13 protein-coding genes and 1 tRNA gene are annotated in these 16,933 nt (G+C 55.9%); 6 read left to right on the top strand and 8 right to left on the bottom strand.

Annotation, left to right across the window (positions count from 1 at the left end):
* The first annotated feature begins 92 nt into the window (after positions 1-92).
* From rpsT to gyrB, 5 genes are all read left to right on the top strand, one after another.
* Entirely contained in the window at positions 93-359 is a 267-nt protein-coding gene (rpsT, locus tag ACQK2Q_RS12575; protein WP_425410086.1) for a 30S ribosomal protein S20, read from the top strand.
* Positions 360-973: 614 nt separating this feature from the next.
* A complete protein-coding gene (locus tag ACQK2Q_RS12570; protein WP_425410085.1) occupies positions 974-2,431 on the top strand; it encodes a DnaA ATPase domain-containing protein in 1,458 nt (485 codons plus the stop codon).
* A gap of 259 nt (positions 2,432-2,690) precedes the next feature.
* Positions 2,691-3,809 (top strand): DNA polymerase III subunit beta, encoded by a 1,119-nt coding sequence (dnaN, locus tag ACQK2Q_RS12565; protein WP_425410084.1) that lies wholly within the window; start codon positions 2,691-2,693, stop codon positions 3,807-3,809.
* A 4-nt stretch (positions 3,810-3,813) separates the two neighbouring features.
* Positions 3,814-4,998, top strand: a complete 1,185-nt coding sequence (gene recF / locus ACQK2Q_RS12560; protein ID WP_425410083.1) for a DNA replication/repair protein RecF — start codon at positions 3,814-3,816, stop codon at positions 4,996-4,998.
* A 15-nt stretch (positions 4,999-5,013) separates the two neighbouring features.
* Positions 5,014-7,425: a DNA topoisomerase (ATP-hydrolyzing) subunit B gene (gyrB, locus tag ACQK2Q_RS12555; RefSeq protein WP_425410082.1), complete on the top strand. Its 2,412-nt coding sequence runs from the start codon at positions 5,014-5,016 to the stop codon at positions 7,423-7,425.
* A gap of 3 nt (positions 7,426-7,428) precedes the next feature.
* Here gyrB and ACQK2Q_RS12550 read toward each other — a convergent pair whose 3' ends face one another.
* Positions 7,429-8,454, bottom strand: coding sequence for a TraB/GumN family protein (locus ACQK2Q_RS12550; protein WP_425410081.1), 1,026 nt, complete (start codon positions 8,452-8,454; stop codon positions 7,429-7,431).
* 423 nt (positions 8,455-8,877) lie between these two features.
* Here ACQK2Q_RS12550 and ACQK2Q_RS12545 point away from each other — a divergent pair.
* A tRNA-Arg gene (locus ACQK2Q_RS12545) sits at positions 8,878-8,954 on the top strand.
* Positions 8,955-9,038: 84 nt separating this feature from the next.
* Here ACQK2Q_RS12545 and ACQK2Q_RS12540 read toward each other — a convergent pair.
* From ACQK2Q_RS12540 to ACQK2Q_RS12510, 7 genes are all read right to left on the bottom strand, one after another.
* The gene (locus ACQK2Q_RS12540; protein ID WP_425410080.1) at positions 9,039-10,418 is read right to left on the bottom strand and encodes a ThiF family adenylyltransferase; all 1,380 of its coding nucleotides are present in this window, start codon (positions 10,416-10,418) and stop codon (positions 9,039-9,041) included.
* Positions 10,419-10,429: 11 nt separating this feature from the next.
* Positions 10,430-10,912 (bottom strand): hypothetical protein, encoded by a 483-nt coding sequence (locus ACQK2Q_RS12535; protein WP_425410079.1) that lies wholly within the window; start codon positions 10,910-10,912, stop codon positions 10,430-10,432.
* Positions 10,902-11,378, bottom strand: coding sequence for a DUF7665 family protein (locus ACQK2Q_RS12530; RefSeq protein WP_425410078.1), 477 nt, complete (start codon positions 11,376-11,378; stop codon positions 10,902-10,904). The genes ACQK2Q_RS12535 and ACQK2Q_RS12530 overlap by 11 nt, the downstream gene beginning before the upstream one ends.
* 3 nt (positions 11,379-11,381) lie before the next feature.
* The gene (locus ACQK2Q_RS12525; protein ID WP_425410077.1) at positions 11,382-11,879 is read right to left on the bottom strand and encodes a hypothetical protein; all 498 of its coding nucleotides are present in this window, start codon (positions 11,877-11,879) and stop codon (positions 11,382-11,384) included.
* Positions 11,880-11,989: 110 nt separating this feature from the next.
* Positions 11,990-15,373, bottom strand: a complete 3,384-nt coding sequence (locus tag ACQK2Q_RS12520) for a UvrD-helicase domain-containing protein (RefSeq protein ID WP_425410076.1) — start codon at positions 15,371-15,373, stop codon at positions 11,990-11,992.
* 10 nt (positions 15,374-15,383) lie between these two features.
* Positions 15,384-16,025, bottom strand: a complete 642-nt coding sequence (locus tag ACQK2Q_RS12515) for a hypothetical protein (RefSeq protein ID WP_425410075.1) — start codon at positions 16,023-16,025, stop codon at positions 15,384-15,386.
* Positions 16,015-16,737 (bottom strand): RNA polymerase sigma factor, encoded by a 723-nt coding sequence (locus ACQK2Q_RS12510; RefSeq protein ID WP_425410074.1) that lies wholly within the window; start codon positions 16,735-16,737, stop codon positions 16,015-16,017. The genes ACQK2Q_RS12515 and ACQK2Q_RS12510 overlap by 11 nt, the downstream gene beginning before the upstream one ends.
* Between the last annotated feature and the right edge of the window lie 196 nt (positions 16,738-16,933).

Below are 16,933 nucleotides of genomic sequence, written 5' to 3'. Positions count from 1 at the left end.
GAAACTCGTGTTGACGCTCCCCCGCCTCGCAGCTATATACCCCCGCTCGCGCCGCGATGGATGGCGGCATATAACCCAGAGTGACCACGTAAATGGCTAATACGTCTTCCGCCAAGAAAATGGTTCGCAAAATTGCGCGCCGCACCGCTGTAAACAAATCGCGCCGTTCGCGCGTGCGCAGTTATTTGCGGCGAGTCGAAGAAGCCATTGCTTCCGGTGATAAATCCGCAGCTGAAGCCGCGCTGAAATCTGCGCAGCCTGAAATGCATCGCGCCGTAACCAAAGGCGTTTATCCCAAGAAAACAGTGTCACGGAAATTGTCCCGTCTGTCCTCGCGTATTAAAGCGCTCGCAGCGTAGTTGCGGTTTCATTTTTTAATTTAATTCTGTTGTAGCGCGTTTGCATTTTCCTGCTTACGCGCTTTTTCTTTGCGTATAAAAAAATCGCTATTGCGCACAAATTGCGGGCGCATACAATGCGCGTTCTCACGTTTCGTACGCTTCGCTCTCTAGTGTGTTGTTTTTCCTATAAGCGTGATTTTTACAGGAGATAAATGACAAAATGTCTGTAAAAAATTCGACACAAAAAGCGAATCAAAGCTTGACGCTCATCCTTAAGTTTAATTACACTGCTTAACGTCAATAAGACGGATGCGGACGAATTTCCGCAAATCAAGTTACAGTTGATTAGCACGGTTGGTCAGTCGTTTTCGCTTCGAGTGAAGCGACTGAAGAAAAGCTGTGCGAGTGTTGTTTATTTTTTAGGGATAGGGCGATATGTTCAGTGACGGTTCTCTCAATTTAGTTCCTGCACGTATCATTTGGAAAACGAGCGCCCTCCTGCTTTAAGTATAGTATTGTCGCGCCGGCGGCGTTCAGCCGGAATTTGGCGAATAGAACACTTGAATTGCGTTGCTTGTCCGGCGTGACAGGCGCGCAGGGGCGGTTTTGACTCCAGTATTGGGCGGATAAAAATGGATAATGAAAACACAACTGGCGGGCTTCAGCCATTGCAACATCAAAAGCACTCGGAAATTTTCGAACGGTATCACGCGGCTTTGCGCTCCCGTGTCGGGGACGCCAAATACAAATCCTGGTTTGTTGATCTCGGGCTTGCGGAATTCAGCGAGGATTGCGTAACGCTCTCCACAGCTTCCGAAGCAAAACGCGACATGCTCGATCACCGGTTTTTCCCGGTGCTCAAGGATACGTGGCGCAAGGAAGTCGGCCCGTTTCGGGATATGCGTCTGACGGTGCTTAAAAACTTGAGCGCGCATGCGGCGAAAGTCGATGCACTGGAAGAAAAACGCGCCGACGCTGCGCGCTACACTACGCCGATTTCCGCGAAAGCCGGCGCATCGCCATCTGGCGGCGCCGAGCAAAAGGGGCCGGATTTCGAAGGTCTGGCGACGCAGCTTGATCCGCGCCGCACGTTTGACGCTTTTGCGGTCGCCTCCTCAAACCGGATTGCGTGGGCGGCGGCGCATGAGGCGCTGGCCGAGGGGCGTCCAAAGGAGCTGATTTACTTTTACGGTCCTTCAGGCGTCGGCAAAACGCATTTGTTACAGGCCATCGCGCATGAGTGGACGAAAAACAGCGCGCGCGGCGCCGCTGGTTACGTGACTTACAATAACCTGGTGAACGCCTGCGTCAGCGCCGTATGGGCGAATGCAACCCAGGCCTTGCATGGCGCGCTCCTTTCGCATGACTATATTGCGTTTGACGATATTCATTTTCTCACCGGCAAAAACCGAACACAGGAGGAGTTACTTATTGTGATTGATGCAGCGCTCGATAGCGGCAAACAGGTTGTCATCGCCGGCGAGCTTCCGCCCGCAAAACTCGCCGAGGCCGGCATTAATCAGCGCATTGCCGACCGTCTTGCCGGCGGCATTTGTGCGCCGATCCATCCCGGCGATGAAGCGTTGCGTCTTGAGGTTTTGAAAAAACGGCTGGCTCAGTCGACGGCGAAATGCGCTGTAAATGAAGAAACGCTCATATTTATCGCCCGCACTTTCTCGCAAAGCACGCGCGAAACGATCGGCGCGCTCAATCAGCTCCTGCTGATGTTCAGCGGCGAAGACGGTGTCGTGGATCTCGATCAGGCGAAATCGATCCTGAAATCAAGGCTGGAAGACCGGAAGCGCATTTCAACAATTGACGACGCCATAGCCGCGGGCGCGGAGGCATTCGGTTTGAAGCTCGAAGACATGACGGGCCGGGCGCAGCCGCAGCGCATTGTGCGCGCCCGTCACGCCGTCGTCTGGTGCGCGCGCGACGTGCTCAAAGAATCCTTTCCGCGCATCGGAAAAGCACTGAAGCGCGACCATACGACGGTTATGAGTTCCTATCGCCGGGCGCAGGCGCTGATAGAGCGGGACAAGGCGTTTCAGGACGGCGTCAAACGTATCCGCGAAGCCCTGGAAGACTAATTTCGGTGCTTCAAAAACGTACCTGAAATCAAACTGTTACAGACAGCTGGCCGGCGTCGGAAATCGACGCCGGCGCTAGCTTTTCAGTGGCTTTTTCGGTTATAATCAATCGCATTATTCCGTACGGCGATTCGCTGCGCCGGCGTCGCCGGAGTTGAGCGTTGAAAAGCGCTTTTAGCGGCGCGCCGTCCGGGAAATCAGGCAACGACAGGCTGCGCAAATTACAGGCGCTGACCATCATTTCGAGAGAGCAGATCGGATGAAAGTCACTATTGAAAGAAGCGCCTTGTCCAAGGCGTTAGGGCATGTGCAAAGCGTAGTCGAGCGACGCAATACGATACCCATTCTGTCGAATGTGCTGCTTCAGGCTGACGGCGGCGCGCTGTCGCTCACCGCGACAGATCTTGATATCGAAATTTCTGAAGAAGCGCCCGCCGATGTGGCTGCAAAAGGCGCGACGACTGTTGCGGCGTTGACGCTCTTTGAAATCGTGAAGCGGCTGCCTGACGGCGCGCAGGTTCGGCTTGAGCTCTCTTCCGAGGAGGGCCGGCTGCAGGTCTCGTCCGGGCGGTCGCAATTCGCGCTTGCCGTGCTGCCGGAAGATGATTTTCCGAGCCTTTCCGCAGATGAGCTTGAAACCCGGTTCTCCATGCCCACATCGGATTTGCGCCGGCTTCTCGGCAAGGCGCGTTTCGCCATGTCGCAGGAAGAGACCCGCTACTATCTCAACGGCGTCTATCTGCACGCGCATACTGACGGCGATGCGCCGTCCTTGCGGGCCGCGGCGACGGATGGGCACCGGCTGGCGCGCATCGATGCGGCGCTGCCGGACGGGGCTTCCGCCATGCCCGGCGTCATCGTGCCGCGCAAGGCGATCGCAGAGCTTGGCCGTCTGCTTGAGGATGCCGAGGAAAATGTCGAGGTCGCCGTCTCGCCCGCTAAAATTCGCTTCGGGTTCGGGGCTGGTTATCTGACGTCGAAATTGATCGACGGGTCTTTCCCGGATTATGAGCGTGTCATTCCAAAAGATAACGCCAATATTTTGCGGGTGGAAACCAAGGATTTCGCGCAGGCCGTCGATCGTGTCTCCACCGTCTCCGCAGATCGTACGCGCTCTGTTAAGCTGGCGCTTGAGGCGGATCGCTTGCGCCTGACGGTGAATAACCCAGAAGCGGGGTCTGCATTGGAAGAGCTTTCCGTCGATTATGGCGGCGATCCGTTGGAGATCGGATTTAACGCGCGTTATCTCCTCGATGTGGCGCAGCAGGTCGACGGTGAGACGGCGACGTTCCGTCTGGCCGATCCGTCTTCGCCAACGGTTATTCTGGATGAGGAAGACGAGCGGGCGCTTTACGTATTGATGCCGTTGCGGGTTTAATGTTTTGAGCGAAGCGGCCATCAGAAACTGGGATGCGAACGAGCCTGATGGGGCCGCGGCGCCGCGTGCGCGCATCAGGCGTCTGACTCTGACTGATTTTCGCTCATACAAGCGTGTTGAAATTGCATTTGACGGCAGACCGGCCGCCATTTCCGGCGCTAATGGCGCGGGTAAGACGAATATTCTTGAGGCGATCTCTCTGATCGGGCCGGGACGCGGGATTCGCGGCGCGAGGCTGGATGAGTTGCCGCGTATCGGTTCCGCCGGCGGGTGGGCCGTGTCCGCGCGCCTGGATGATGGCGAGGATGAGCGGCGTTTCGGCGTCGGCGCGCAGGCGTCAAGACCGTCTCGGCGCGTATGCCGGATCGACGACGCAGACGCCGCAGGGCCAGGCGCCTTTGCGAAACATCTTTGCTTCATGTGGCTGACGCCGGCTCAGGACCGGCTTTTCATGGAAGGCGCCGGCGAGCGCCGGCGTTTTCTGGACCGGATGACGCTTGCGCATGATCCGGCGCATGGAAAGCGCTCCACCGCGTATGAACAGGCCATGCGTCAGCGCCAGCGTCTTTTGGAAGAGGGCGCGCGCGACGATGAATGGCTGACGGCTGTTGAATTGCAGATGGCTGAGGCTGGCGCTGCGATCGCCGCCGCGCGAAAGGAAATGACGTCCCGGCTTGTTTCGGCTGAGATCGCCGAAGCGGACGGGGTCTTTCCCGCCGCGGATATTTCTCTCGCTGGCGAACTCGAGGAAGCGCTTGGCCAGCAATCGCAAGATGTTGTCGCGCAGGAATTTGCGCACAAGCTGAAACAGCGCCGCCGGCTGGATGCAGACGCAGGCCGTGCGCTTGCCGGCCCGCACCGGTCCGATCTGATTACCGTCCACCGCGCGAAGGGGCGTCCGGCGCGGCTTTGTTCGACAGGTGAGCAAAAAGCGCTGCTGATCGGTCTTGTGCTCGCGAATGCGCGCGCGCTTGCTGCGCAGCCCCGGGGCGCGCCGCTTATTCTGCTGCTTGATGAAATCGCTGCGCATCTCGATCCGGACCGGCGCGCGGCCCTGTTCGCCATATTGGACGATCTTGGCTTCCAGACCTTTATGACGGGTACGGATAAGTCCTTGTTTGACGCCTGGGGCGCGCGCGCCCAACATTTTGAAGTTCGCGATAATGCGCTTCATGAAACACTGACGTAAGAGAAAGAAAATATCATGGCGAATAACGCCGCGCCGAATGAAGAATACGGCGCCGACTCGATCAAGGTGCTCAAAGGGCTCGATGCGGTTCGCAAGCGGCCGGGCATGTATATCGGCGACACTGACGACGGCTCAGGCCTGCACCATATGGTTTACGAAGTCGTCGATAACGCTATCGACGAAGCGCTCGCCGGCCATTGCGATACCGTCCAGGTAATCCTCAATGAAAACGGCTCCGTCACGGTCACGGATAATGGCCGGGGCATTCCGACGCAAATTCATACGGAGGAGGGCGTTTCAGCTGCACAGGTCATCATGACTCAGCTTCATGCGGGCGGAAAATTTGACCAGAACTCTTACAAAGTCTCCGGAGGCCTGCACGGTGTCGGCGTTTCGGTGGTCAACGCGCTTTCGGAATTTCTTGATCTGCGGATTTTTCGCGACGGCAAGGAACATTACATGCGTTTCCGCATGGGTGAACCTGAGGGGGATCTCGAGATTGTCGGCGATACGGAGAAAACCGGTACGGAAGTCACCTTTCTGCCATCCGATAAAATTTTCACGGGCACTCAATTCGATTTCGATATTTTAGAACACCGCCTGCGCGAACTGGCGTTCCTGAATTCCGGCGTTTCCATCAAGCTGATCGACAAGCGCCATGTGGAAGCGCGCGAAGAGCATATGATTTATGACGGCGGGCTGGTGGAATTCGTACGCTATCTCGACGATGCAAAAACGTCGCTGATCAGCGAACCGATTTCATTTTTAACGGAACGCGAGGGCGTCACCGTTGAACTGGCGATGTGGTGGAACGACAGCTATCACGAGAAAGTTCTGTGCTTTACAAATAATATTCCTCAGCGGGACGGCGGTACGCACCTTGCCGGATTTCGCGCCGCGCTGACGCGCATCATCAACAGCTACGCGCAAACCTCCGGCATCGCGAAAAAGGAAAAAGTCTCCTTGACCGGCGATGACGCGCGCGAAGGGTTGACCTGCGTTCTTTCCGTCAAGGTGCCAGATCCAAAATTTTCCTCGCAGACAAAGGACAAGCTTGTTTCGTCTGAAGTGCGTCCCGTTGTGGAAGGCGCCGTCAACGAAAAGCTTGGCGAATGGTTCGAGGAAACGCCGGGCGAGGCGAAGCGGATTGTTCAGAAAATCGTTGAGGCGGCCGCCGCCCGCGAAGCGGCGCGCAAGGCGCGCGAATTGACGCGCCGAAAGTCAGCGCTGGACGTCGCCTCGTTGCCGGGCAAGCTTGCCGATTGCCAGGAAAGAGATCCCGCCAAATCCGAGCTTTTTATAGTCGAGGGCGATTCCGCCGGCGGCTCCGCAAAACAGGCGCGCAATCGTGAAAATCAGGCGGTGCTGCCCTTGCGGGGGAAAATCCTGAATGTCGAACGCGCCCGTTTTGATAAAATGCTCTCCAGTCAGGAAATCGGCACGCTCATCACGGCGCTAGGCACCGGCGTAGGACGGGATGATTTTAATCCGGACAAGCTGCGTTACCATAAAATTGTTATTATGACTGACGCCGATGTGGACGGGGCGCACATCCGCACATTGTTACTGACCTTTTTCTTCAGGCAGATGCCTGAATTGATCCGTCGCGGTCACCTCTATATCGCCCAGCCGCCGCTTTATAAAATTTCACGCGGCAAATCCGAGCAGTATCTGCTCGATAATGCAGCGCTCGAAGACCATCTTTATGCAGATGGAATTGCTGACGCGTCGCTTTTTCTTGAGGGCGGCGAGGTGATTGCGGGGCAGGATCTGGCGGACCTGATCGGCAAGGCGCGCATCGTTCGCAATACAATGGAAGAATTTCCTTTGCGTTTTTCGCGCGATATCATCGTGCAGGCGGCGCTTGCGCGCGCGCTCAGCGAGGCGCCGGACGGGGAAGAGGCGCAAACGCTGGCCGACAAGGTGGCCGTGCGACTTGACATGATCGCCGACGAATTCGAGCAGGGCTGGAAGGGGGCGCCCGATGGCGAAGGCGGCTATGTTTTTGAGCGCGAGCTGCGCGGCGTCGTGGAGCGGCACATGTTGCCGCGCGATCTGTTAACGTCTGCCGACGCAAAAAAAATCCAGGCCAGTATGAACGAACTCGCAGACGCATTCGCCAAGCCCGCCGAATGGCGGCGCAAGGAGCAGCGCGTACTGGTGACGGGCCCCAACAGCCTGTTGCGCGCAGCGCGCACGGCCGGGGAAAAGGGCGTCTCCGTTCAGCGCTATAAGGGGCTAGGCGAGATGAACCCGGACCAGCTCTGGGAAACGACGCTGGATGAAAATGCACGGATGCTTCTGCAGGTTAAAGTAAAGGCGGCTGACGACGCCGACGACATCTTTTCTCGGCTGATGGGCGATATCGTCGAGCCGCGCCGCGCGTTTATTCAGGACAACGCCTTGTCGGCGGCGCTGGACGTTTAGCCGCTAATCATTCGGCTGCGGCGCGTTGTCGTTGGCTGCGGCGGCGCCTTCGGCCCACTCGCCATATGGCGACACGGTGTAACCTTTTGCTGCAAGGAGGGCGGGCACGGACGTTTCACCGCCAACGAGATGGCCGGCGCCGACCGCAACAAGGCCAACCCCTGATTCTGACTTCAGCGCCGCATCAAGCTCTTCCGCCCAGGCCTTGTTTCTGTCGACGATGATGCGCTGATAGACCTCAGGCGCTTCCTCGCGCATGGCGTCGTTCATCTGCGCATCAATAAAATCAATGTCGCCCTGCGTCCAGGCGGTGAAGAGTTCGTCGAACGCGGCGTCCTGATCGTCCCAGTCGCGGATTGTCACGGTCAGGAGCTTTTTCTCGACATGAGGCTCAAGCGTTGTGAACAGCGCAAGTTGTTCCTGCATGGTTTCAAAAAAGCGGATATCCTTTCCATAGGCGCGCGCATCACTGAGTAAAACGGAATCAACGCCCGCACCGGGGTCAAATCCTTTTTTAACAATGAATTGAACGCTCAGCGTTAAAAACGCGTTCCATGGCCGCATGGGATCGATTGCGGCGAAGGGCAGACCCAGTTCGGACGTGATTTCTCGAAGCTTTGTCGTTTCCGCCTCGCTTAACATCCCGCTCAACGTCACGCCGCGCTTATTGAAACCTTGCGTCATCACTGTGTTTACGGCGAGTGACTGTGCGTCAGGCGCATCGGCTTCGACTTCGAAGTAAACCGTATCGGCTTCGTCAAACGCCGACGCCAATGCGTCCGTGCGCCATTCCAGCCCTTTTGGCAAAATATGAAACGTGCCCAGCAAAATATAAGATGAGTCATCGTCGCTGACGCGCCACATTGCCGGGGTCGCAATATCGGTTTGCAGCGCCGGCTCAGGCGCCCCAGCCGGTTGCGCAGCCGTCTGGGCGTATGTGTGCGCATTCAATACAAGCGCTGCGGCAACCGAAAAAGCCGTCATAGTCTTCATTGCAAAAAACCCGTTCGTAAAGTTCTGCTCAGTCATCAGGCGGATTCCAGCGGCCGCCAGTCAGCTTTCTCACTATGGCGCATCAAGGCGGCGAAATGAAGGCGATTTATGCGGGGCTCGGCCCACCCCTTGCCGATATACATACAATCGCGTAAACCGCGCCATCGTCTTACAGGACCCGTAGCTCAGCTGGATAGAGCGCTGCCCTCCGAAGGATGCAACAAGAAAGTTTTTGAAGTCGAAAAACGGAGTGATATTAGTTAGTTAGAAAAGGCGATCTGAGAGTCGACAAGCCGGAGCCAGCACCATCTCAGCACCGCCCTTTAGAGAAGGATTCAACGCCCTACAAACACGTCGAGTTGCATCAGCGGCGGTGACCCTTGGGTCTCCAAAAAGGCTTGCGCAGAAGTCGGTGTGTTGGGCAAAAGACAGGTGGAAACGGGCCGACCGTTTCTCTGAGATCCCGTAGCTCAGTTGGATAGAGCGCCAGATTCCGAATCTGGAGGCCGCAGGTTCGAATCCTGCCGGGATCGCCATCACCCTGAAGAATTCTAATGTATTGACTGGGCCGTGAAGGATGGCGCCTAGCCATCCTGTTATGGCGCGCTCTATTTCTTTGCCTAGAAAAGGTGTGCGGGGGTTGATCCAGGATTGAATGGCTCTGTGTGATCTGCCGGGAGAATTGTTCGATGCTCTATTTCCCGAAGATGTGTATCGATCAAATCAAATTGGCGACCTCCATGCAGCGTTCGCAAAACATCACCTATAACCAAACACGCGGCTACAGCACCAACGAACGGAGCGCCAACTGTTCGGCCAGCAAGTTGCGTCAGCCCGCAGCGGTCGAGGCCTCCTTTGCCAAGGCTACGATAAGCAGGTAGGTCCAAATTGACGCCTTGCGATTCCGATCCAATGCCCCACATCCGCTTCGCGCTTCTCGGACCAGGGAACGCATGTGTGCGTAGTCCCAGAAAATCTACCGGGCCGCCCCCAAGACCGGCTTCAATGACTCGTTTGAAACCGACATCTTCGAGCGCGCTGCGCGCCAGCGCATTGTCCACGCCGCAAAGGGCCATGCACGGGTCGCCACTATTCACCTTGAAGTTGGCGGCGAAGCGACGTTCGACAATGACTGTTTGAAAACCGCGTTGCTCGGCCCATGCCGCCATGGCCCGTGTTTTGCGCTTGCCGACATTTAGATCATTCGTGAGCAAAGACGTGCTTTTGTTCGCAGCCACTAACGTGTCGAAATCCTGCAATACCAGGCGCATGTCTTTCGGAGACGCATAAGGCAAAAGACCTAACACCCACAAGAAGGCTTGGCCAAGATTGCCCAGCCCGATGAGCCAAAGCGACGATGGTAAACTTTCAAGCGCTGGCCCTTTCGCGTCAGATGCACGCCAATCAATATCCGGCCGCCAGAGCGACAATCCAACAGCCCGTTTTCCGGCGGCGGGGTTTCCGCCCCGCAAGAATTGGAACGCTTCGGTTACCGCGAGGGCACCGGCAAATACGCCCGCTGGCGTGCATTCGGCGGTCTCCGGCATTCGCGTCTCGGCGCTCTTCCTTGGCGTGACGCCGCCCGCCCAGCCGTTAAAACTTGCCTGCAATTCAAAAGCGCGACCTGGCCTTTCTTCAACACTCCCGAGCGTAACGAGCGGCGCGCCGTCATCGACCCTTTCGACGATCCGCCCTCCAAGCCCAATTATTGCCTCGGCAAGCGTCTCACATGGCGGTACGGGCGCCAGCAAAGGCGCATCAAAATCACCTTCAACCTCTATGCCGCCAAGAAGGGAGCGGCTTCCCGCGTTGACGATTGTTAATAGCGCCGCCTGCAAGGTCATTGAACAATGTGCTTCAGGGCCGACTGCGACCGCGAGTTTGTAGCCGCTGAAAATCTTTAGCGCGTCTTCAATACTGTCAGCCTCGCCAGTGTCCATCGCCAGCTTCACGAGGCGGTTCAGCCTGTCCGCAATCTCTTCTTGATTGTTATTACTCATTTTTGACCACCCTAATTCGTAAGCGTCAAATAACGCTCAATCTGCTCGCCGCTGAATGAACGCCACTGGTGTTGGCCGAGATATTGATAGAATCCGATCCGCTGCAACGAAACTGGAGGGTCAGCAAAATCAGGAACAATGATCGCGAGATGGCCTTTTCTGGCGATCATCGGATTGTTGCGATCCGCCCGGCTTTGGCCGGCGCCGCGCGGGTGGACATGAATATCGGCGACAACAGTCTGGCGTCGTTCGCCGCACAGTTTCCATAGTCGGCTGAAGCTATCGGCATGCAGCACTACAACGCCGGAACTGTATGCGTTCGGATCAAGGTCGTCGTAATATACGACGTCTTCCACAATGCGGCCTTCCGGCGCGTTTCGTCCAAGGAGGAAAGCCCCACTCTCGTGCGACTTTCCCTCGGTTCGGAAGTGAAGCTCGTCGAGCGCTCTCGCCCATAAAGCACAGGGCATATAAAGCAGCGGATTATGCGGCATGGCGGCCTCCATAGTCCCGCGAGTGCAGGAGGTCATGAATAATCTCGAGATATTTGCAGAGGCCTTTAGCCGGATCCCACAACAGAGCCGGATGTTCGTGGCGCCAGTTGTCGTGACCTTCAATTGATTGCCGATCGCATGGCAGGTACAGACATGTGCCGCCTTGCCAGCCCGGGTTGAACGCCAACGCGACGCGGCCTTTGCCCTTCGGCCAGTTTTGAGCCGCCAAAGCGGCGTCGCGTTCAATATCCCATGGCTGCGCGCTCGCCACTCCCTGCGGATAGTTCTGGCAATGAAATCGGAAGCCGTATTCAACACCGTCTGAGGCTGTCACCGCTATTATGCAACACGGCCATTCGATCTTGATCAGCCTCCAGCGACCGCTGTCGACCCCGCTGAGGAAGCGCCCCGACCCCAGATGGAGTCGGAGCATTTCTTCGTCCGGACGCATGCGCTCGTCCGCCATGGCTTAACCCTCGACGCGTTTCAGCGGAACGAGGTCGAAAGCGACGGCGCACTCACCGCAATGGACGAGAGCGCCAATATGCGTGTCGGGCGACGGGCGATCCATCGTTCCGGAAAGCTGGAGAACATGCTCCGCGGCGTCGCCCGGGTCCATTTCGAACGCTTTAAGCGCCGCCCATTTCTTCACCGTTGCAATGGTCGCGCCCGGACCGAAATTGCGGCTCTTCTCCTCTCCATTAAAGACGACCGAGACCGTGACGCGCCGGCAGCGGTGAACATGAAGGCGCAGCGGCGCGTGGTCCTTTCCGTGCGGAACTGCGTCGTCGCAATTGCACGGATCGTCCCGGTCTTCGAAAAAGACCAAAAAATCGCCTTCGAGCGCGCTTTTCCGGTGCTTTACCGCGGCGGAGAGAACGTCGCGAAAAGTGGCGTGTTTCACCAGCGTCACAAGCTGAATGTCGGGGATGCCTTCCCCTTGCAGAAGGATATCGATATCTTTCACCACAATACTCCTATTCCTGATGAACGGAGCGTTGCGGGCCGTTTCTGAGGCTGCGCGCTGCTCCCTAATTAGATATTCGGAACAGCGGCAAAAAAACGGAAACGAGACCGTCAGGTTTCGTCAAGGCCTGCCGGCAAAGCCGGGCAAATGAAATATTGCGGACAACGCGGGCATTCGCGTTCGTTGGGTATTGGCGGAAACAGGCCTGCGCAAATTCCGGCAATTGCTTCATCATACTTCTTGAGCCGGTTGTTGATGACTGTCGGTGTCATCGGCACAGGCCTAGCTTCATCAGTTGTCAGAAATAACGCCTCAACCTGCGCGCCGCCCAGCTCGCGCGTCGCCGCTTCATGGTAAAGTGCGTAAATATCGTCATCGATTTTGCTCTTGGGCGGGCGCCCGGTCCGTAAACGCCGAACCACCAGACCGCCAGCGCCGGTCTCGACGTGATCAGGCCGCACCTTTATGCGTCCGCCTGGTCGCTTTAGCTCCCATTCCGCGTCGATGAGCTCGCCGCTCGCATTGCGACGAGCGATTGCGCGTTCGACAATCCTATTCGCCGTCTCTCTATAAACTGACTGGAGTGGGTGTGCTGCGGGTCCGATTTCGCCCCATGCTGCATCGAGTCGGACCATTGCATCAGTGATGCCGACTTCCTTTTCGGGTTCTATGCGGCTCATCCAGCGCAACACCGCGTAAACGGCGCGATGAAATCGAACATAAGCGTTATCATCACGAGCGCCGCTTAGTTCAAGAATTCGCTGATAAAGATACGCTCGCGGGCAGCGCTTATATTGGTCGAGATCCTCAGCCCTATGTACTTCAATATTCAGGCCCAGCGACGTGTATCCATCCTCGTGCGCTAATATTCTATCGGCCGCGCGATGAGTCGCCGGAGATTCCGGCGAGCGCGGAAGATGCGGCGCCATCTTGATAAGGAAAGAAGACGCTTTACGCGCTGACGAATATCGCTCGGCGCGAGAAAGCACCAGTGCGTCACGAGCGCGAGACATAGCGACAAAGAACAAACACTCTTCTTCTTCAAGGTGCGTATCCGCCGGAGATTCCGGCAGCATTCCGATAGGCGGCGGACAAGGATTGTATTGCGGACTGACTGGCAGCATTGTCGTGCCGAGGCCCGGTAGATAGACAACGCTGAATTCCAGCCCCTTGCTTGCATGTATCGTCAACAATCGAACTGCGTCAATGCTGCTCGCCGCTGCGGGCAATTGCCGTAGTTGCCGTTCCTCGCCAAAGGTCTCCAGACGGCGAATCCATCGTAGCAGTTGCTGGCACGGATTGCCGCCTAACAGTTTTTCTTCGCACGCGAAATTCAAGAACTGAAAGATTGCCAAACGACATTGCTGGCCAACAACCGTATCATCAGCCAGGAAGGGATCAAGAAACCGGCTATGGGTGAATACATAATTGAAGAGGAGAGCGCCCGGCGTCATGCCAATACTGACTGCTTTAAGGTGATCCGCCAGCCGCTCTAGGCCTGTCCGGCCCTTTGAAGAAAGCGCATCAAGCGCACCAATTTGGCGGAGCGCTTCCAATGGCGCGATGTCATGCGACTCAGCAAACGACAAGAAAAGGCGAACATCGTCGAGCGGAATGTTGTATTCCGGAAATTTGGCGAGACGAAGCAATCCCCCGCGCTTTGGTTCGCATACAAAAGAGATTAGCGACAGCAAATCTCGGATTTCAGGTCGTTCAAAAAGGTCGCCAAAATAAAGCACCGGTATGCCGAGCGCCTCAAGTCGCATGGCGAACCGCGCCAGATTCGTATGTGAACGGCAAAGGACCGCCTGATCGCGATACTCAATACCTGCAGCACGACGTTTAGATATTTCTGTAGCTAACGCGACCGCCTCTGCGTCAAGGTTTTCAGCAATTTCCATAAGGACGACGCCGTCGCTCTGGCCGCGATGAACGGACCATTTCGCCGGCAAGCCGCCATCGCTGGCTTTCATTATTTCAGCAAAAGCCTCGAACAGGCGAACAACGGGTTCTTGGGAACGGTAGTTCTTCTTTAGCGGGAGGCGTTGGGCGCCAGGGAAATCATTTGAAAAATTTCTGATATTGCCTGGCGATGCGCCTCGAAATCGATAGATTGATTGTCTGGCGTCTCCTACGACCCAAAGCTTCGCGCCATCTCCGGCGAGCAGTTTCAAAAATACGCTGCTAGCCCGGTTCACATCTTGATATTCGTCAACCAGAATATGTTGATATTGCCCTTTAAGCGCGGCCGCTGCTTCCGGATGGCTGGTCAATAATTCAATGGGTTTATTGATGAGGTCTGAAAAGTCGACCATGCCGGCATCTCGCAACATGGTTTCATAAGCGGCGTAGATTTCGGCGACTTCTACTGCTTTTTCCGCCGCTTCGCGCTTGTCTTCATCTTCTCCCGCCGCTTGAAGCATGGTTTCGCCGAGGGCGCGATATTGCTTTGGGCTTATGAGTTCATCTTTAGCTCGAGTAATCGCATTCAGAATATCGCGAAGCGCTATTGCTGGCTCGTAGAGTTGAAGATAGTGATTTAGCGGCAGGGATGGGAGGTTTTGCTCCAGCATAAGCAAAGCGTCTCCTGGATCAATGAGCCGCACCTCTGCAGATAGCCCCAAAGGCTCGCCATACTTGCGCAAGATTTCGAGACCAAACGCGTGAAACGTCCCAATCCAGATGGCTGACGCCGCCTCGGGGGCTGAGCTTGCGACGCGTTCGCGCATTTCCTCAGCTGCCTTATTTGAAAACGTCAACGCAAGGATGTCCGCCGGAGGAACCGGTTTACGCAACAACCATTCAATCCGCGCAATCAGTGTTTTGGTTTTGCCTGTTCCCGGACCCGCTTCGATCAAATATGGGGCGCCTGTCGCCTCTGCTGCCTCCTGTTGATTTTTGTCCAGTGGATGGGACTTCTGGGGCGGCGGCGGCCGTTCCAAAGGAGGGGGCGTGAGCAAAGCCATTGCAAGTTGTTGATGGACGAGTCCGATGGGCGCTCCGATCGTCGCGGCGATGTCAGTGGCCGATTTGCACTCATTGACGAATAGACGCTCAGCTTCTTTCCGCGGAAGAAGGAATTCGCGAGCGAATACATTTGCCTGGCATTCCCGCCGCTCATGAGGGCCGTATCCTTCAACGCGCTGAATGCCAAGCGGAGCCCGCTCTTCAAGCATATGTTCATCAATATCCGATGCGTTGCAGGCGCTGGCTGCGCTATCGAGGAAATGGTGTCCAAACTCGTGTGCCTGGTAAAAAACTGCCTGCTCTGGCGACACGCTCTCTTTGTAATAGATAGCGGGTGTGAATGGCTCAAATACTGCCTCCGCGCCACATAGCACGGGGTCGTCATCCGGAACCGGCTGGCGATGAATATCCGTGAGTTCGCTTACTGCTTGGAGGAGAGCGTTGGCGCTTTTCTCGCCTCCAGCTTTTAGACTGGCTTCGTTGTGGATACGTCGCGCTAGCTTTCGTACAGGTTCGAAGCCGTCCATACCAATCCGCTTATTCCTCTTTTGAAGCTTCAGCGAGCCAGCGTTCTTTATCAGGGCCGGGCAGTGAAGAGGCGCGAATGGCGTCGGGAAAACTTTGTTGCTCAACTCGAGACGGTTTGCTGCGTGATAAAAACGCCTTTTTTGAAACTGCCGCCTGCGGCAACTGCAAATATGAAGCGATTGTCTCAAATGATCGACTTAAACGATCTCCAAGATTTTGAATTAACAGAACTGGGATCGTTAATGGATCTATTTGACGAGAATTTAGCTTTGTCACTAACAACACGTCCAGATCGCACGATGCAGCCAAGTCCTTCGCATTCATTCCAAGGCGTCGCGCCTCATCAGTCAAACTTTGTATCGGTTGCTCTTGTTGAACACCGGCTAAGCCTGATTTTTCGTTCTGATATGCAATATTCAGCATATGGCTCATTGTTCGATCAATAAGCGATTTTTCCGTTTCCGGACCAAGTTCGTCTTCAGGCGGCAATAGCAATTGTTGCGCCCAGCTCGCTGCAAATTCAATCAACTCTTTTTCATGTTGCGGGTAGCGCTTGATCAGCGTTGCGAGATTTTCAGCAGTCGGGCGTTCATTCTCCGCGACAAATTCATCCAGCGCGTTGGCGAGTTCAATGCGAGATTTATTTTCCATCTGTCTTCTCCCGGAAGCGTTCCAGTTGCATGGACGCCTCCTTTAACCAATTGCGAATCGTGCGCCCGGGGCGGTTGTAATGCCGGGCAAGCGTCAGCTCGCTCTTGGCGACTTCGTCGGGATCGTCCGGCCCTATTTTGAGCCCGACATAGTGGCGAAGCATAAAAACTTCGCGCAGCTTTGGCGACAACTGCGCGATTTCAGTCCTTAGCGAGACCAGCTCTTCCGGAGAGAGTTGCTGGTCTGGTTTGCGATCAAGCAGCGTCCGCCCGTCGCTCTTTCCCGTGCCTAAAAGGCCCGTGTCGAGACTCTCCGTCACATCGGAGTGTTTGAAGTGCTCACGGCATGCGTCAATTGTTCGCCTTTTCAGATAGACCCAAAAGCGCACTTGCATGAAGTCGCCGCGGCTATCGGGCGCGAATAAATCCTCGACGAGCGCCCTCATAACCTCGCTCTGCAAATCTTCGCGGGTATGGCGATCAAATCCGCGAAACTGTCCTCTAAAAAAGGGCTGACACCGCTCAAACAGCTCTTTGAAGAGGTTGTCGCGAATCGTGAGGTCATTGTCGCGAAGAGAACGGCGAATGAAGTAGACCAATGCTTCAGCCGATAAGTGCCCGTCAACCGATTCATCTTTCTGCCGCGCGCTTGTAAGCAGCGCCGCGCCGTCGAGTTCGCAAGCGCCCAAAATCTGTGCGGTCGTCTTTGTCAACCGCTTGTAGCCCTTAAGCGGTTCCAACGCCGGCGGATCCTGCGCATTTCCTCTCCCCCGTGCTTGATTTGCATCAGGCGACAGTTTCGGAGCCCCATCAACCATGGTTTTTATCCCTTCATAATAAGGTAATCGGAATAAGCGGCGAAAACCGGAAAACCGAAGTGGAAATTATTTTTCTAGCATTTTCAAAAGA

This window comes from Hyphococcus sp. (assembly GCF_965228385.1).
Lineage (GTDB): Bacteria > Pseudomonadota > Alphaproteobacteria > Caulobacterales > Parvularculaceae > Hyphococcus.
The sequence above is the reverse complement of the archived record's forward strand: the minus strand, read 5'-3'. Positions and strand labels throughout refer to the sequence as shown.